At 59.3% G+C, this 16,030-nt stretch carries 13 protein-coding genes; 5 read left to right on the top strand and 8 right to left on the bottom strand.

Annotated features, from left to right (window positions below):
• Positions 1 to 4 precede the first annotated feature (4 nt).
• Together gtdA and AC1MEE_RS09725 are read right to left on the bottom strand one after the other, a co-directional pair.
• The gene (gene gtdA, locus AC1MEE_RS09730) at positions 5 to 1,045 is read right to left on the bottom strand and encodes a gentisate 1,2-dioxygenase (protein WP_480415132.1); all 1,041 of its coding nucleotides are present in this window, start codon (positions 1,043 to 1,045) and stop codon (positions 5 to 7) included.
• Between the two features lie 2 nt (positions 1,046 to 1,047).
• Positions 1,048 to 2,037 carry a 2Fe-2S iron-sulfur cluster-binding protein gene (locus AC1MEE_RS09725; protein WP_480415131.1) on the bottom strand — a complete coding sequence of 330 codons (990 nt, stop codon included), beginning with the start codon at positions 2,035 to 2,037 and terminating at the stop codon, positions 1,048 to 1,050.
• 121 nt (positions 2,038 to 2,158) lie between these two features.
• Between AC1MEE_RS09725 and AC1MEE_RS09720 the strand changes: the two genes are divergently transcribed.
• Entirely contained in the window at positions 2,159 to 3,064 is a 906-nt protein-coding gene (locus tag AC1MEE_RS09720) for a LysR family transcriptional regulator (protein WP_480415130.1), read from the top strand.
• A 257-nt stretch (positions 3,065 to 3,321) separates the two neighbouring features.
• Positions 3,322 to 4,260, top strand: coding sequence for a SphA family protein (locus AC1MEE_RS09715; RefSeq protein WP_480415128.1), 939 nt, complete (start codon positions 3,322 to 3,324; stop codon positions 4,258 to 4,260).
• 93 nt (positions 4,261 to 4,353) lie between these two features.
• Here AC1MEE_RS09715 and AC1MEE_RS09710 read toward each other — a convergent pair whose 3' ends face one another.
• The 5 genes from AC1MEE_RS09710 to AC1MEE_RS09690 all read right to left on the bottom strand — a co-directional run bounded on the left by AC1MEE_RS09710 (position 4,354) and on the right by AC1MEE_RS09690 (position 11,258).
• Complete coding sequence (locus AC1MEE_RS09710; protein WP_480415127.1) at positions 4,354 to 5,964, bottom strand: GMC family oxidoreductase; 1,611 nt, start codon at positions 5,962 to 5,964, stop codon at positions 4,354 to 4,356.
• 79 nt (positions 5,965 to 6,043) lie between these two features.
• Positions 6,044 to 7,261 carry a mandelate racemase/muconate lactonizing enzyme family protein gene (locus AC1MEE_RS09705; protein ID WP_480415126.1) on the bottom strand — a complete coding sequence of 406 codons (1,218 nt, stop codon included), beginning with the start codon at positions 7,259 to 7,261 and terminating at the stop codon, positions 6,044 to 6,046.
• A 1-nt stretch (position 7,262) separates the two neighbouring features.
• A complete protein-coding gene (locus AC1MEE_RS09700) occupies positions 7,263 to 8,588 on the bottom strand; it encodes an MFS transporter (protein WP_480415125.1) in 1,326 nt (441 codons plus the stop codon).
• A gap of 149 nt (positions 8,589 to 8,737) precedes the next feature.
• Positions 8,738 to 10,162, bottom strand: coding sequence for an aldehyde dehydrogenase (aldA, locus tag AC1MEE_RS09695; RefSeq protein WP_480415124.1), 1,425 nt, complete (start codon positions 10,160 to 10,162; stop codon positions 8,738 to 8,740).
• 151 nt (positions 10,163 to 10,313) lie between these two features.
• On the bottom strand, positions 10,314 to 11,258 hold the full coding sequence (locus AC1MEE_RS09690) for a LysR substrate-binding domain-containing protein (protein WP_480415123.1): 945 nt from the start codon (positions 11,256 to 11,258) through the stop codon (positions 10,314 to 10,316).
• Between the two features lie 383 nt (positions 11,259 to 11,641).
• On the opposite strand from AC1MEE_RS09690, the gene AC1MEE_RS09685 reads away from it, so the two are divergent.
• Complete coding sequence (locus AC1MEE_RS09685) at positions 11,642 to 12,877, top strand: MFS transporter (protein ID WP_480415122.1); 1,236 nt, start codon at positions 11,642 to 11,644, stop codon at positions 12,875 to 12,877.
• Here AC1MEE_RS09685 and AC1MEE_RS09680 read toward each other — a convergent pair.
• Positions 12,815 to 13,729 (bottom strand): LysR substrate-binding domain-containing protein, encoded by a 915-nt coding sequence (locus AC1MEE_RS09680; RefSeq protein WP_480415121.1) that lies wholly within the window; start codon positions 13,727 to 13,729, stop codon positions 12,815 to 12,817. The two genes, AC1MEE_RS09685 and AC1MEE_RS09680, sit on opposite strands and share 63 nt — an antisense overlap.
• Before the next feature lie 139 nt (positions 13,730 to 13,868).
• Between AC1MEE_RS09680 and AC1MEE_RS09675 the strand changes: the two genes are divergently transcribed.
• Positions 13,869 to 14,750, top strand: a complete 882-nt coding sequence (locus tag AC1MEE_RS09675; RefSeq protein ID WP_480415120.1) for a HalD/BesD family halogenase — start codon at positions 13,869 to 13,871, stop codon at positions 14,748 to 14,750.
• Between the two features lie 53 nt (positions 14,751 to 14,803).
• Positions 14,804 to 16,030, top strand: a complete 1,227-nt coding sequence (locus tag AC1MEE_RS09670; protein ID WP_480415119.1) for a M24 family metallopeptidase — start codon at positions 14,804 to 14,806, stop codon at positions 16,028 to 16,030.

The following is a 16,030-nucleotide window of genomic DNA, read 5'->3' as shown; positions in this document are numbered from 1 at the left end:
CAGATTAATTCCTCTCTTCTTTCCACAAACCGAGCGCTTCCTGAACAGGGCGGTCGGAATAACTGAACAGCACGCACTCGACCGTCGCTTGCAGTTGCAACGCGGCCCAGGACGGCACGACGAAGATGTCGCTTTCGCCGAAACGAATTTCCAGATCATTCACTCGCGCGACACCGCCGCCTTCCAGGCAGCAATAGACGGTGCTGTCGGTGCTACGAATCGGCGCACTGTCGAAACCGGCGGGCAAAGCCTGGATATAGGTGCCGATGGTTGGCATCGGCGAACGGCCAGTGGCCGGATTGACGAAACGCAGCTTGTGCCCCAAGTGGCGGTCGGGTGCCCCGCGTAGCAATTGAGTCAATGCCCGCCGCGTCGCTGCATAGGGGAAGTGGCACAGTCGAGAGGGAGTTTCGGGCCGAGCCTGATAATCCACAGGCAGCAGGTTGTGACCGAAACGGGCCAGGGAATCACCTTCGGGCTTGCTGACGACTTGCATCGATTCGGCAGCTTTTTCGGCAAAACCGGCACCGAAAAAACGCACCAGCGGAATGTCCAGGCCGTCGAGCCAGACTACGGGGCCCTCGCCGTCGTGACCGTGGTCATGCCAGGTCTGCGCCGGGGTGACAATGAAGTCGCCACGGCGCATCGGGATACGCTCGCCATCGACAGCGGTATAAGCGCCCTCACCTTCCAGCACCAGACGCAGCGCGGACTGCGCATGCCGATGTGCCGGGGCGATCTCGCCGGGCAGAATCAATTGCAGGCCTGCGTACAGGCTCTGGGTGACCGCTGCCTGACCGCGCAAGCCTTCATTTTCCAGAATCAGCACCCGGCGCTCGGCTTCAGCCGCGCTGATCAGGTGTCCGGATTCCAGCAAATACGGGCGCATCTGCGCATAACGCCAGACGGTGGGTAACACGTCGGTCGTCGGTTGTGACGGGACCAACGCATGCAATGACTCCCACAATGGCGCCATGGATTGCTGGTCGAGGCGGCTGTAGAAGGCCGCGCGGGTGCTGGCCGTTGAAGTGTTCAGGGCGGACATGTTCAGACTCCACTCGGATAAAAAGCATCGGCATGGATGTGCTCGAACGGCACGCCCATCCGGGTCACTAACGCGGTCGCTGACTGCACCATCGGTGGCGGTCCGGCGAGGTAGACCTTCCAGCCATCAAGCTGCTGGAAGTGCGTTGCGACGGCATCGGTGACCCAGCCCGTCAGGTACGGATTGCCCTGGACCGTGCTCACGTCACTCAGCACGATGTGGTAGCGGAAATTGGCAAAGTCCCGCGCCAGATCTTGCAGAAACCCCAGCCCATAGACGTCACGCTCGGCACGAGCCCCGAAATACAGGTGGATCTCATTGGGCATACCGGATTCGAGGGCACCGCGAATCACCGACAACATGGGTGCCAGACCAGTCCCGCCAGCGACGCAGAGCATCGGGCCGAGGTGCTTGCGGCGCAGATACGAGGCGCCCAGCGGGCCGTTCAACTTTATCGAAGCGCCCACGCCGAGGCGTTCATCCAGCAGTGGCGTAACACGGCCATCGGGCACTACACGAATGTGAAACTCCACCTCGTCGTCGGTCATCAGCCCGGCCATCGAATACGAGCGGACGGCCTGCGGCCAAAATTGCAGCGTCACGTACTGCCCGGGCGAATAGTCCAGCGGTTTGTTGAGCTTGAGCCGCAGGCGGCGCACATCGTGCCCCAGTGCATCGAAGGCGGTGACCACACCTTTGAGCGTGCGGGCGGGATGCATCACCACTTCATCGGGTTCGGGCACCTCGATCACACAGTCAGTCTCGACCGTGCTTTGGCAGGCCAGAATGTAATCACCCTGTTGTGGCGGCTGATCTTGAGTGGTGTCCGATTGCGCCACGGACCCGTGCAAAACCTTGCAGCGGCACGTGCCACAACGACCCGACATGCAGCTATAGGAAATAGGGATTTCATGTTGAAGCAAGGCCTCCAGCAAGTTACTGCCAGCGGCGATATTGATCAGGCGATTCAGCGGTTGTACCCGGATTTCCACAGTGCCTCCTCGGAACCCAGCTTGTTGTATTTGTGTTGACCGAGACTCTAAGCAGAACTAAGTTATTGAGATATCCAATATCAAAAATAAGCAGTATTCATAAAACCAATAAGTGATCGCCATGATTCGCCTGAACGAGATCGACCTGAACCTGCTGGTGATTTTTCAGTACATGTACCGCGAGCGGAAAACCGGCGTTGTGGCTGAACAACTGGGCCTCTCGCAACCTGCGATCAGTAACGCGCTGGGCCGATTGCGCAAAGCCTTGGGGGATGAGTTGTTCGAGCGGACGGCGCGGGGCATGCGCCCGACCTCGTTTGCCGACGCGATTGCCGAGCCGATCTCCTTTGCCTTGGCGACGCTGCAAGAAACCATCAACCACAACGACCGTTTCGAACCGGCCAAAAGCAATCGGGCGTTCCGGCTGGCCATGACCGATCTGGGGGAGATTCATTTGCTCCCGGGGTTGATGACTCGCCTGTCGAGCGAAGCACCGGGCGTGCAGCTGAGCACGGTCCGCGATACCGCGATTACGCTCAAGGAGGAAATGGAAAGCGGCAACGTCGACCTGGCAATCGGCTTGCTGCCCCAGCTTGGCGCTGGTTTCTATCAGCGGCGATTGTTTAATCAGAAGTACGTGTGCCTGATGCGCCGCGGCCATCCATTGGCCAAGGGCGAGTTTGGACTTGAGCAATTCAGCGCGGCACAGCATGCCGTGGTAGTTGCCCAGGGCACGGGCCACCGGCATGTCGAGGAATTGCTGACGCGCTCCGGCATACCGCGAACCGTGAGCCTCACCCTGCCGCACTTCGTCGCCGTCCCGTACATCATCGCCGAGACCGACTTGATCGTGACGGTCACGGAGAAACTGGCCCAGCAAACCCTCAAGCGTTTCGACCTGATTACCCGCCCCCATCCTGTGGAACTGCCGACGGCACAGATCAACCTCTTCTGGCACCGACGACTGCATCAGGACGCCGGCAATATCTGGCTGCGAAATCTGTTTTTCGAGATGTTTTCTGAATGAGCGACTCAGCCTTGCATCGACGCTGGCATTGCTCCGAGCGTGCTGCGGTTTGATCAATAACCGATAGAAGCAAAACGAATAATCGTCGCCACCCCGATTCGGCTGGTCAATATTGGCCGCCGGACGCGTGCATCGCCGCCTCCTTTGATATTCAAATTTCCCCGCCTTGGACCCAAGTCCGGGCGACGGAAAAGTGCGCCTGGACGTTGGTGGCGACATCGACCTTCACACGATAAAAACAATAAGAGACTGCCTGCATGGTTAACCTGAAAAACAATGCGTCGAGGGCATTACTGATCGGCACCGGCTTGATCACACTGCCCGGTTTGACCCACGCCACCGAAGGCGGTGGCACGGTTTACCCACTGGGTGTCAACACGGTCATCTCCGGGAAAATGCCGCCAGATGGCCTGACTTCGTTTCTCTATCTTTCCGAATATCATGCAGACGCCACCAAAGACGGTGACGGGCATGACAAGGCCAATATCAAGGACTTCGACCTTCGAACCAAAGCCATGTCGGTGCGGTTGGATTACGCCTACGAGGGCGTGTCGTTCCTCGGTGCCCGCGTCGCCACCCGCCTGGCGGTGCCATTGGTGGATGGGCAAGTCAGCTTCGATGTGCAAACCCCAGGAGGGAAAGTGCATCACAGTGATTCGCAGAGTGGGCTGGGCGATATTACGGTCGTCCCAATCATGCTCAACTGGAGTTCGCCGCGTTTCTATCAAATGATCGGTACCGATATTTTCCTCCCCACCGGCGCGTACGACAAAGACCGTCTGTTCAACCCCGGTCGCAACATCTGGTCGTTCGATCCGTGGTATGCCTTTACCGCCTATCCATTCGAGAAGGTCGAAGTCAGTGGAAAGATCCTCTACTTCTTCAACCAGACCAACAGTGCCACCGACTACCACTCTGGCGATGAAATCAACATTGATTACAACATCGCTTATAACGTCACGCCTGAATGGCAAGTGGGTGTGAATGGCTACGGGTACAAACAGGTGGAAGACGATAAACAACATGGCATAAGCGTCGGGGGAAACGGCAACCGGGGACAGGTGCTGGCGGTGGGTCCTGGCGTCAAATACCAGACCAAGGCCATTGGCCTGGTGATGAAGTGGCAACATGAGACGCTGGTAAAAAACCGCAGCGAAGGCGATCGCATCTGGTTGCAGGCGGCCTATCACTTCTAGGCATTACGTTTGAGAAAACCGATATGACCCACCACTCGGTAAGGCGAGGGGTGGGTCATATTGGTATCGAAGGAGCGGTTCTTATCGACCGATTCAGGCATCCTGCAAAATCAGATCAGCGCCCTTCTCCGCCACCATCAGCACTGCGGCGTGGATATTGCCCGAGGTCACGTTAGGGAAAATCGACGCATCGACAACGCGTAGCCCGTTGATACCGTGAACCTTCAAACGCTTGTCCACTACTGACGTCTGCTGATCCGCGCCCATCGCGCAGGAGCCGCACAGGTGGTAGATCGAGCCGCTGTTTTCGCGGAAGTATTGCAGCATGTCGGCGTCACTTTCCACCACCGGGCCCGGCAGTACCTCTTCCACCGTAATGCCTTTGAGCGCCGGAGCCTGCATGATTTTGCGCATCAGGCGGCTGCCCTGAATGACCTCATCGATATCCTTCTGAGTACTCAGATAGTTCGGGTCGATCAACGCCGCATCCCGTGGGTTTTTCGAGGTGATCTCGATGTGACCGCGGCTAGTGGGACGGCACGGATTGAAGCACAGCAGGAAGCCTGAATACGGCTCGGGCTTGAGACTGGCCTTGTTGTTTTTCGGAATCTGATACGACAGCGGGTTGAAGTACAGCTGCAGGTTGGGGTGCGCCTGCGCTTCGTTGCCACGGAAGAAACCACCGGCCTGATTGACGCTCATGGCCAGCGCGCCCTTGCGGGTCAACAGGTACTGCAAACCGAGCTTGAGCTGACCGAACAGCGAGCTGAGCTCATCGTTCAGGGTCGGGATATTGGCCTTGAAGTAGTAGCTCGCGCACAGGTGATCCTGCAGGTTCTGCCCTACCGCCGGCAGGTGTTTGACCAGCGGGATATTGTGCCTGGCCAACAACGCCTGATCGGCAACGCCCGACAGCTGCAGAATCTTCGGCGTGTCCACCGCACCCGCGCAGAGGATTACTTCCTTGTTAGCCGTGAAGGTGCGCGTCACGCCGTGTTGGGTGACGGCAATCCCGTTCGCCCTTTGCTTGCCATCAAACAGCACGCGGTCCACCAGCGCGTAGTGCTCGACGGCGAGATTCGGCCGGCTGAGCGCCGGGTGCAAGTGCGCGAAACTGCTGGAGCAACGCTGGCCGTTGCGGGTGTTGACGTCATAGATCCCCGCCCCTTCGAATTTCGGCCCGTTGAAATCGTCGCTGTGCGGGTAGCCCAACTCATCGCAGCCCTTGAGGAACACATCACAGATAGGATGGGTGTGGCCCTTCATCGCGGTGATACTGATAGGACCGCTGCCCCCGTGGTACTCGCTGTCGCCCAGCGGGTGGCTTTCCAGTTTCCGGAAGTACGGCAGCACGTCCTTGAAGCCCCAGCCGTCATTACCGTTGGCCGCCCAGTCTTCGAAGTCATGGGCTTGGCCGCGCACATAGATCATCGCGTTGATCGAACCGGAGCCGCCCTGCACCTTGCCGCGCGGGGCGTAGATGGCGCGGTTGTTCAGCTGCTTTTGCGGCTCGCTGTAGTACATCCAGTTGAATGTCGGGTTGTAATACATTTTGGCGAAGCCGACCGGGATCTTGAACCACAGTGAGCTGTCCTTTCCGCCCGCCTCCAGCAGCAACACCGAGTATTGCCCCGAAGCGGACAGCCGATTGGCGAGAATGCAGCCTGCGGCGCCAGCGCCAGCAATGATGTAGTCGTATGTCATGCACGGTTACCGCGTAAGTCGTTTTGAAAGCACCCGCATGAGGTGCCATGCCCCACCCGTTGCCGGGCGGAATGGTTCATCAGCCCTTGGCTGGCGAGGTGTCTTTGACGTCGGCGGGAGTAGCCGCCATTTGCAGGTGCAGACGCTCGCCGGTGTACGGCGAATGCTTGCGCACCACGTCCATGTTGAGTTCCACCCCGAGGCCCGGTTCGCTGGAAGGAATGATGTAGCCGTCTTCCCATTGCAGCGGTTTGCTCAGGACTTCGGCATGGAAGCCGCCCCACGTCATGATGCTTTCCTGGATCAGGAAATTCGGCGTACAGGTTGCCAGCTGGAAACTCGCGGCGGCACCGATCGGGCCGTTGTAGAGGTGCGGGGCAATCTGTGCGTAATAGACCTCGGCCATGCTGGCGATTTTCTTGGCTTCCAGGAGACCGCCGCAGCGCGCAACGTTCATCTGCAGGATCGACGCACCGCCGGCCTGCAGCAGCTTGAAGAACTCGTACTTGGTGGTTAGCCGCTCACCGGTGGCAATCGGAATGCTGGTCTTGGCCGCGACCTGAGCCATGGCCTCTTCCTGCCCCGGCGGTACTGGCTCTTCGAACCACAACGGATCGTATTTCTCCAGGCGCTTGGCCAGGCGAATCGCCGAAGACGGCACCATCTGCCCGTGGGTACCGAACAGCAGGTCGCATTTATCGCCGACCGCTTCGCGGATCTTGCGGCAGAAGGTTTCGCAGCGCTCCAGCACTGCCATGGAAATCTGGTGGCCGGAGTACGCGGTGTAAGGACCCGCCGGGTCGAACTTCACCGCAGTGAAGCCGCGATTCATGTTTTCCACCGCACACTCGGCGGCCAGGTCCGGGTCGTCGTAGTCGTACTCACCCTTGCCGTTGACCGGGTACAGGTAGGTGTAGGAACGGAGTTTCTCGTGGACCTTGCCGCCCAGCAACTCATAGACCGGTTTGTTCGCCGCCTTGCCGATGATGTCCCAGCAGGCCATTTCCAGGCCGCTGACCACCCCCATCATGGTCAGGTCCGGACGTTGGGTGAAACCACTGGAATAGGCCTGCCGGAAAAAACGCTCGATGTGGTGCGGGTCGTGGTTGAGCAGGTAACGTTCAAACACGTCCTCGATGATCGGCAGCATGGCCTTGGGGCCGAAGGTCGCGGCGTAGATCTCGCCCACGCCCTCGATGCCACAATCGGTTTTGATTTTGACGAACAGCCAGTACATGCCACCGATGTGCGGCGGCGGTACGGCGACGATATGGGTTTCAAGGGAGACGATTTTCATATCAGGCACCTGCCTTGTGGTTGAGCGTTTTTCTGTTGACCAGGGAGCGCAACGTCAGGGCCGCGCAGGTCCCGAGCAGGCCGACAAACGTGATGTAGCCGAAATACAGCTTGTAGCCGAAGGCCCCGGGGAAGTGCTCGGTGATGTAGCCGTTGATCAATGGGATAAAGGCATCGGGCAAATAACCCACCACCGAGACAATCCCGATGGCCAGGCCGGTGATACGCAAAGGAATATTGCAGGTATCGAGGATCGCCCAGTACAGGCCCCGAATGGCGTAGGTCATCAGACCAATGAATATCACCGTGGCGATCAGCAGCCCCAGGGTGTTCAGGGACGGAAACACAATCAGGCCGAGCATGCCCAGGCTCGCGAGGAACAGCGCCACCACCAGCACCGAGATATTGGAGAATTTGTCCCCCAGATAACCGCCGCCAAAACCACCGATCGGACGCATCCAGAGTTTGATGGTGGTGATGGTGCCGGCCATGACCGCGGTCATGCCGCTGCCCTGCAAGTAATCGGAGAAACTGTAAGTGGCCCAGAAGATGTGATAACCGCAGAACACGATGGCGGTCACCAGCCACAGTTCAGGAATCTTCACCAACGTGGCCAGGTCGCCGAGCAGGGTGTGTTTTTCCTCGGCGACGGTGGCGGTTTTCGTCTCGATGGATTTCGGGTCCTTGAGCAGCACCAGTACGCAGCCAATGGCGATACAAGTGAAGGAGTACAGGTAGACCACGTGCTTGAAACCTTCGGCCACCGATTCGCCGCGGGTCTCGGTGGCGAACGCGAACAGCCCCAGCGCGACAGTGGCCAGCAGCGCTTCTACCAGTCCCCGACCGCCGTCCAGGATGCCAAAGAACCGCCCCTGTTCGGAATGCTCGGCGATCATCTTCACCCGCTTGAGGACTGATGCCCAGAAGGTCAGGCCGGTGGTCAGCCCCCAACAGCCGAAGATGATCATCAGGCCGGTCATCGACGGCGTGGTGGAGTACCACAGGCCGAGTGCGCCGGTGGCCACCAGCGAGAAGAAAATCAGAAACCGCGGCGCGATCCGGTCCGCGAGCCAACCGCTGGGCAAGTAGCTGAGCAGGAAGATCGTACCGAGCATCGAGTACAGATAACCCAGCTCGCTGTGGTTGATGTGGAACACGTCGAGCATGGTGGTCTGGTAGACCTGACGCAGGTACAGGATCGGGTAGATCGCACCCGCCGCCAGCACCAGCAGCATCAGTTGGAAATAGCGACTTCCCTTGTCACTCTTGCTGACCTGCAGCGGGGCGGAACCATGAACCGCGGCAGCATTGGAAGTGTGCTTGGACATGTACGTGACCTCGGGCAACCCGGCATTCCGGGCGCCCTTAATAATTGTTTTTATTAGAGAGGAGCAGTTGTAAGCGGCAAGCTTCAAGCTTCAAGCTTCAAGACAGTTTGCCGCTTGCCGCTTGCCGCTTGAAACTTGCAGCTGCTCCTTCAGTACTTCATCACCACCAGACGGGTCTGGGTGAATTCGAGCATTCCATGCTTGCCGTCATCGCCGCCCAGGCCTGAGCGTTTCCAGCCGGCATGAAAGCCCTGGTACGGATCGGCGGGTGTGCGGTTGACATACAGCTCACCGGCCTCGATAGCGTTGGCCACCTTCATCGTGGTCCGGTAGCTCTCGGTATAGAGCACCGACGACAGGCCAAACTGATGGTCGTTGGCCATGGCCAGCGCTTCGTCGATGTCGCTGTACTTAAGCACCGGCAACACCGGACCGAAGACTTCTTCCTGAATGATTTCCATGTCCTGACGGCAGCCACTCAGCAGCGTCGGCGGGTAGAAATAGCCAATACCGTGTGGAATCACGCCGCCGGTTTCCAGTACCGCACCGTCAGCGATAGCGCGCTCGACCATGGCATGAATGTTCTGCCGCGAACTCGCATTCACCAGCGGCCCCATCAGGCTTGGATCAGAGGTGCGATCACCGAACTTAACCGCGCTGATTTTGGCTTTCAGCAGCGCGAGGAATGTGTCGTAAACGCTTTCTTGCACATAGACCCGCTCCACCGCCGTGCACAGTTGCCCGCAGTGGGTAGTCTTGGAGGCGACGATGTCGGTGGCGGCTTTTTCCAGATCAGCGTCGGCTTCAATGATCGCCGGCGTTTTGCCCCCCAGCTCCAGCGACGGCTTGGCGATATTGGCCTTGCAGTAGTCAAGCACGATGCGCCCGGCGTTGACGCTGCCGGTCAAGGTGATCAGGCCAACGGCCTTGTGGGTACAGACACTGGCGGCAGTGCCGTGATCCATGGTCAGGATGTTCACCACCCCGGCTGGCAGGCCGGACTGCTGCACCGCCTTGGCGATCTCGAAGGCTGAGGTCGGGGTGTTGTTGCTCGGCCGCACCACCACCGTATTGCCGGCGATCAATGCCGGGGCAATTTTGCGCAGCAAGGTGTAGACCGGGTAGTTGAACGGGATCAGGCAGGCAACCACGCCAATCGGCTCGCGGTGCAGAAACAGGTTTTCGTTCGGGGTATCGCTGGGAATGATTTCGCCTTCGATGCGGCGCGCCCATTCAGCGTGGTAACGGGTGATCTGCGCGGCATAACGGGCTTCGTTGCTGGCATCGGCCACGCTCTTGCCGGACTCTGCCGCCAGCGCTTCGCCAATGTTTTCAGCGCACGCCTCGAGCGCGTCGGCAAAAGCTCGCAGATACTCGGCGCGTTCGATGCTGGTGAGTTTGCCCCAGACCTTTTGCGCCGCCGCAGCGGCTTCGACCGCGCCCAGCGCTTCGTCGACGGTGGCGGCGGAAACCTGGCCGATCAAGGCTTCGGTGGCGGGGTTGTACACCGCGATCAACGCCGCGCTGGCAGGTTCGATGAAGTGACCGTTAACAAAGTTTCGCTCGAGTAGCATGTGGATCGCCCATCGTTGTTTTTATCCAAGTAGTCAGCAGTCTTGTCATCCTGTCCAGGTTGAACAAACGATTTATTGCGCAGATAAACATTCGAAAAACGCAGGTTAGCCATCAGGCCCGCAAAAGTAGGACCTGTGGCGAGAGATTGATTCAGTCAGGCGACGGTGAAGCCGCGGTGGAAGGCTCCAGTTGCCGCTCGGCCAGCCAGATTTCCTCTTGCAGCCATTGGCTGAACACTTGCAATTGCGGCATCAGGGTCTGCTCCGGACGCGTCACCAGCCAATAGGACTGATGCCCTTCGACATGCACGTTGAGCACTTGGGTCAGCTGCCCGCTGGCCAGTTCCGGGGCGACCATGTGCCAGTCGGCAATGGTGATGCCCAGACCATCAATGGCTGCGTGGATAGCCAAGTCAAGCAGGTCGAATTCGTAGCCGCCCTGAGTGTCCACGCCGGTGATCCGCGCCGCGTCCAGCCAGTGCTTCCAGGTCAGGTAGCGCTGGTCTTCGCGAGCCAGCACATGCAACAGCGTCAGGCGATTGAGGTCGATGCCCCGCTCGCTCCACTCACGGGCATACAACGACGGCGCGCAGACCGCGATATGCCGTTCCTGGATCAGCAGCGAGCTGTCGAGACCGTCCCATTCGCCATCGCCAAAACGTATCGCGCAATCCAGTGTGCTGGTTTCCGCCAGGCTGTCTTGCAGGCGGGTGGTGATACTCAGTTCCAGCTCTGGATGCTTCTCCCGCAGCCGTCCCAGACGCGGCAGCAGCCAACGACTGGTGAAGGTCGGCGGCGCGTTGATGTGCAGACGGTTGGCATGGGATTTCTGCTGGATGCTGCGCACAGTCAGTTCGATCTTGTCGAACGACTGGTGCAACGCCCGCAGCAATACCCGCCCGGCGCTGGTCAGTTCGAGGTGATGGTGACGCCGCTCCAGCAAGCTTTCACCGAGCTGTTCTTCGAGCTGGCGCACCTGACGGCTGACCGCACTCTGGGTGACATTGAGCAGCTCGGCAGCACGGGTAAAGCTGCCGGTGCTACCGGCCACCTCGAAGGCTTTGAGCGCATTGAGCGCGGGCATCTTGCGTTTCATATAAGTCACTTGCGGAAGACTGACGAGGCGTCAAGCATCCCATGCCTTGTAGGAAAATTCGCGAGTAACATGCATTTTTGTGTTGTGCAGGATGATTTCATGAAGCGAAACACAGCGGGCGCCTGCCCGAAAAATGTTCGCCCGACGAACTCCGTCGTTCAGTACGTCGCTTTCGACCCATTAATTGTCGCTGACGAATAAAGAGCATGAGTATTTCGCAGCCTCTTTATGACAAATAAGCACTGGCTGTTATCCGGTTATAAAAGCTAGGCTGATCGCGTACTAACGGGTTAATCAATCGACGCACTTACCTAGGGCGCGCCACTCAACTTCGCCCTATTGTGTCGCACTTCAATAACTAACAACTGATGCCGGACCTGACCATGCACACAATTAAAGTCGCCCCAATAAGAAGTATGGGTGTACTGGCACTTATATTTACAGCCTGCAATGCAACCACCCATGGATTCAGTATTTTTCTGTATTCGGCATTATTGCCGGAGATTCGCCAGGTGTTTGCCTTGAGTTACAGCCAGGCGGCCTTTATTGCGGCGTTGTTGCAGCTTTTCTATATGGGCGCATCGATTGTCAGCGGCATCGCCGCGGCCTGGATCAGCCCGCGCAACATGGTGCGCCTGACCATCCTGCTCAGCCCGGCGCTGATGGCCCTGGCTGTCGCCACGCCTTGGGTGGCGCCCTTTGCCCTGTGCCTGGCACTGGTGTCGGCGTGCGCGGTGTCCAACTGGAACGCCATCGCAGCGCTGGCCAGCGAGGTCATTCCCTCCTCCCACCGCAGCCGTGTGCTGGGGCTGGCGTCGTCAGGCGCGGCGTTCGCCATTTGCCTCAACGGCGTATTGATTGCCACGTTGCAAGGGATCTCCTTGACCCGTTTCTGGCTGATCTGTGCGGGGCTGACCCTGATCGTGACCCTGCTGACCTTCTGGGCCCTGGCACCTCTGGCGGCGGACACTCGGCCAAGGCCCACCCGCGCGCCCTCACTGCGCAGCGTGTTGCGACAGTGGCTGCGCCTGTGCCTGGAGCAGCCGATTGCCCTACATATCCTGCTGCTCAGTGCCTTTATCGGCGGGATCAGTGGGCCCTTTCTGAATTTTCTTTCTGCCTTTGTCAGCGAACGGCTGGGGGCCACGGCGAACACCACTGGTTCACTGTGGACGCTGATCGGTGTCGGCGGCGGGCTGGGCGGCCTGTTATTGGGCTCACTGGCGGACCGCTGGGGCGCACTGCGCGTGATGATCGCCAGCATCAGCGCGTTCGGCGTGGCCTTGCTCGGCCTGCTTTGGCAACCGAGTATGGCCCTGACCTGGCTCGCTGCTGGCCTGTTCGCGCTGTTCTATTTTCCGGTATGGGGCTTGATAGCCGCCTACCTCAGTGCGCGCCTGACGCCGGTGCAAAGCTTGCAGGTGGTGAGCCTGAGCATGGTCGGTTATGGCCTGGGCAGTGCGACGGCGAACTGGCTCTGCGGGTGGCTGCTGCAAGCCAGTCAGCAATTCGCCCTGGTTCATCTCTGGATTGTCTTCTGGGTGCTGGCCAGCCTGTCATTGCTTGGTTTGATGGCCCAGCGTCAGCGCCGCGATCCCGTGCTGAGCGAGCAACGCTGAGCTGCCCAATTGCCGCCAGAGGATGTCCACCAGCACATCGACCCCCGGCTCCAGGCACTGCGCGGAACGCCAGAACATTAGCTTGGCCGGCTCGATCGGCGGGAAGCCCTCGACTTCATCCAGAATCCGCCAACCCGGCGGCACCAGCCGCCGGGCGGTAACCCCCACTGACTGCCCACCTTCAATGGCAATACTGATGCCCCGCGGGCTCTGGCTGGTGTAAACCACATGCCACGCGCGTCCGGCTTCGGCCAGCGCGCGCACGGCGTTACCGCGAAAAGCACAGCCTTCGGCGTACACCGCCAGCGGCACTGACTCCCCCTCGGCACAGGCCCAATCCTGGGCCGTGACCCACACCAACGGTTCATCGCACAGGTACTCGCCCTGTTGCAGATTCGCATGCTGGACACCCAGCACCAGGTCCAGCTCGCCGCGTTGCAGACGGCCGACCAGGGCCGTGGACATCTCACAGCAAATGTCCGGGCGGACCTGTGGAAACTGCGTCTTGAAGTCGCGCAAGACCCCGGCCAGGCAATATTGGGCGTAGTCCTCCGGCATACCAACGTGAATGCACGCCTGCTCGTTGGGCAGGTGCGCGGCATTGATCGCTTCGCTGTGCAATTTGAGGATCTGCCGCGCGTAGATCAGAAAAGTCTCGCCGCCGGGGGTCAGGCTCACCGAGCGGCTGGTGCGGTACACCAAAGGCGTACCGACGATATCTTCCAGACGTTGCAAACTCTGACTGATGGTCGATTGAGTTTTATGCAGGCGTTCGGCCGCCGCAGAAAACCCCTGACACTCGATAATTGCGACAAACACTTTAAGCAACGTTCCATCCAGTTGACCTGACATAACTATCGCGCCTGCCGATTGATTCGATCACAACTCGTAATTTCCACTTCGCGCCTCTTTAAGTAACTATCGGGTCACGCCAAACCGCTGTTAAAGCGCCGTCCGAAACATGAGTCATTTATCTCTCCAGGAGCCCTTCATGAGTCTTCAACTTGCCGACGCCGAAGTGGGCGATATCAGCGACATCATTAACACCGAGCTGTACCCCATACATGATTCGGGCCATGTCCGATTACAGGCGCTGATTGAACATGCCCGCGCCGAACTGGCCCAGGACGGCTGCTGCCTGCTGAAAAACTTTCTGCGCCCCGAGGCGCTGGATCAGGCCCGCGCCGAAGGTCAGGCCCTGTCGAGCAAGACCTTTTACTCGGTGCGCAAGGTCAACGCCTACTTCACCGAGGACGATGCCTCGCTGCCTCAGGATGACCCGCGACGCACGTTCATGGAGCGCACCAGCGGCTTTGTGACCCGCGACATGATTGCCCCGGACGCAATCATTCACCGGTTATACGTCTCGCCGATGATGAAACGCTTTATCGGCGAGTGCCTTGATGAGCCGGAGATTTTTGAATACGCCGACCCGTTTGCCGGGCTCGTGATCAATGTCATGCCCAACGGAACCGAACAGCCCTGGCACTTCGATACCAACGAATTCATCGTCAGCATGATGACCCAGAAGCCTGACGCCGGCGGCTTGTTCGAGTACGCACCGATGATCCGCTCGCGGACTCAGGAGAATCTCGGCGCGGTCGGCAAGGTGGTACGCGGTGAAGACCACAGCCGAGTCAAAGAGCTGGAACTCAACCCCGGCGACCTGCAGATTTTCAAGGGCCGCTTTTCGGTACACCGGGTGACTCGCGTTGAAGGCCCCATCGAGCGCAATACAGCGATTTTCGCTTACTCGGAAAAGCCCGGAATTATCGGCCGCGCACAACGCACCAAGCAGCTTTACGGACGCCTGTCCGAAGCCCACCTGCAAGCCGAACGCAATCTGGTGCGCAGCGACCAGTTGCTCGACTGAACCCCCTCCAAAAATAACCAACCGACCGTATTTTGCCTTGCGAGGAACACCCCATGAGTCTGTCCGGCCCCAACCGTAATCCCGCCGACTGCGAACCGACCGAAGCCGAGATCCAGCAGATCCAGCTGGACCGTCTGCAACGCGTGCGCAATGAGCTGAAGAAACGCGACTACGCCGCCTGCGTGCTGTTCGACCCCACCCACATGCGCTACGCCACCGGCTCGCGCAACATGCAGGTGTATTCGGCGCGCAACCCGGCGCGCTATGCCTTTATTCCGGCCGAAGGTCCGGTGGTGATTTTCGAATTCGGTGGCTGTCTGCACCTCGCCGAGAAGCTCAACACCGTCGACGAAGTGCGCCCGGCCAAAGCCATCTCTTACTATTTCTGCGAAAGCTTCCTCGGTAATGTCACTGCCGACTGGGCCGCCGAAATCGATGAACTGGTGCGCAAATGCGGCGGCGGCAAACGCATTGCCATCGAAAGCGCCACCTCGGCAGCAGCCTTCGAGTTGCAAAAACTCGGCTACCAGATCTTCGATGCGCAGGAACCGCTGGAACGTGCGCGCTGTATCAAGGTGCCGAACGAGCTGAAGATGATCCGCGCCAGCCTGCGCGCTACCGAAGCCGGTGTGCGCCTGATGGAAAGCAAGCTGGTGCCGGGTATCAGCGAAAACCAATTGTGGTCGCACTTGCATCAACACGTCATCGCCACCGACGGCGACTACGTGGAAACCCGTCTGCTGTCGTCCGGTCCGCGCACCAACCCGTGGTTCCAGGAGTGCAGCACCCGGCCGATCGAGGCCGGTGATCTGGTGGCACTGGACACCGACGTGGTCGGCCGTTTCGGTTACTACGCCGACTTCTCGCGAACCTTCCTCTGCGGTGAGCAGGCAGCCACCGCCAAACAACAAGAGCTGTACAAGCTGGCCTACGAGCAGGTTCAGACCAACATAGAAATGCTCAAGGCCGGGCGCAGCTTCAAGGAGTACGCGGAGCTGGCCTGGAAGATCCCCGACAACTACAAGGCCAACCGTTATTTCGCGCTGGTGCACGGGGTTGGCATGACCGGTGAATACCCCTACGTGGTACACCGCGAAGACATTGATTCATTGGGCTACGACGGCGTGTTCGAAGCGGGCATGACCATCTGCGTGGAGAGCTACATCGGTCATGACGCCGGAGGCGAAGGGGTCAAGCTCGAAGAGCAGATCTACATCCACGAAAACGGTATCGAGCTGCTCTCCGATTACCCGTTCGATCCCCGTCTGATGGCGCATTGA

The organism is Pseudomonas sp. ASL3 (assembly GCF_056680425.1).
Note: the sequence above shows the minus strand (reverse complement) of the source record. Positions and strands in the feature narration are given on the sequence as shown.

Bases quoted from the DNA above. Each gene is read 5' to 3' on its own strand.
- AC1MEE_RS09700 (WP_480415125.1), bottom strand. From the start codon at position 8,588: ATGTCCAAGCACACTTCCAATGCTGCCGCGGTTCATGGTTCCGCCCCG.
- aldA (WP_480415124.1), bottom strand. From the start codon at position 10,162: ATGCTACTCGAGCGAAACTTTGTTAACGGTCACTTCATCGAACCTGCC.
- AC1MEE_RS09720 (WP_480415130.1), top strand. From the start codon at position 2,159: ATGATTCGCCTGAACGAGATCGACCTGAACCTGCTGGTGATTTTTCAG.
- AC1MEE_RS09675 (WP_480415120.1), top strand. From the start codon at position 13,869: ATGAGTCTTCAACTTGCCGACGCCGAAGTGGGCGATATCAGCGACATC.
- AC1MEE_RS09670 (WP_480415119.1), top strand. From the start codon at position 14,804: ATGAGTCTGTCCGGCCCCAACCGTAATCCCGCCGACTGCGAACCGACC.
- AC1MEE_RS09690 (WP_480415123.1), bottom strand. From the start codon at position 11,258: ATGAAACGCAAGATGCCCGCGCTCAATGCGCTCAAAGCCTTCGAGGTG.
- AC1MEE_RS09685 (WP_480415122.1), top strand. From the start codon at position 11,642: ATGCACACAATTAAAGTCGCCCCAATAAGAAGTATGGGTGTACTGGCA.
- AC1MEE_RS09680 (WP_480415121.1), bottom strand. From the start codon at position 13,729: ATGTCAGGTCAACTGGATGGAACGTTGCTTAAAGTGTTTGTCGCAATT.
- AC1MEE_RS09705 (WP_480415126.1), bottom strand. From the start codon at position 7,261: ATGAAAATCGTCTCCCTTGAAACCCATATCGTCGCCGTACCGCCGCCG.
- AC1MEE_RS09715 (WP_480415128.1), top strand. From the start codon at position 3,322: ATGGTTAACCTGAAAAACAATGCGTCGAGGGCATTACTGATCGGCACC.
- gtdA (WP_480415132.1), bottom strand. From the start codon at position 1,045: ATGTCCGCCCTGAACACTTCAACGGCCAGCACCCGCGCGGCCTTCTAC.
- AC1MEE_RS09710 (WP_480415127.1), bottom strand. From the start codon at position 5,964: ATGACATACGACTACATCATTGCTGGCGCTGGCGCCGCAGGCTGCATT.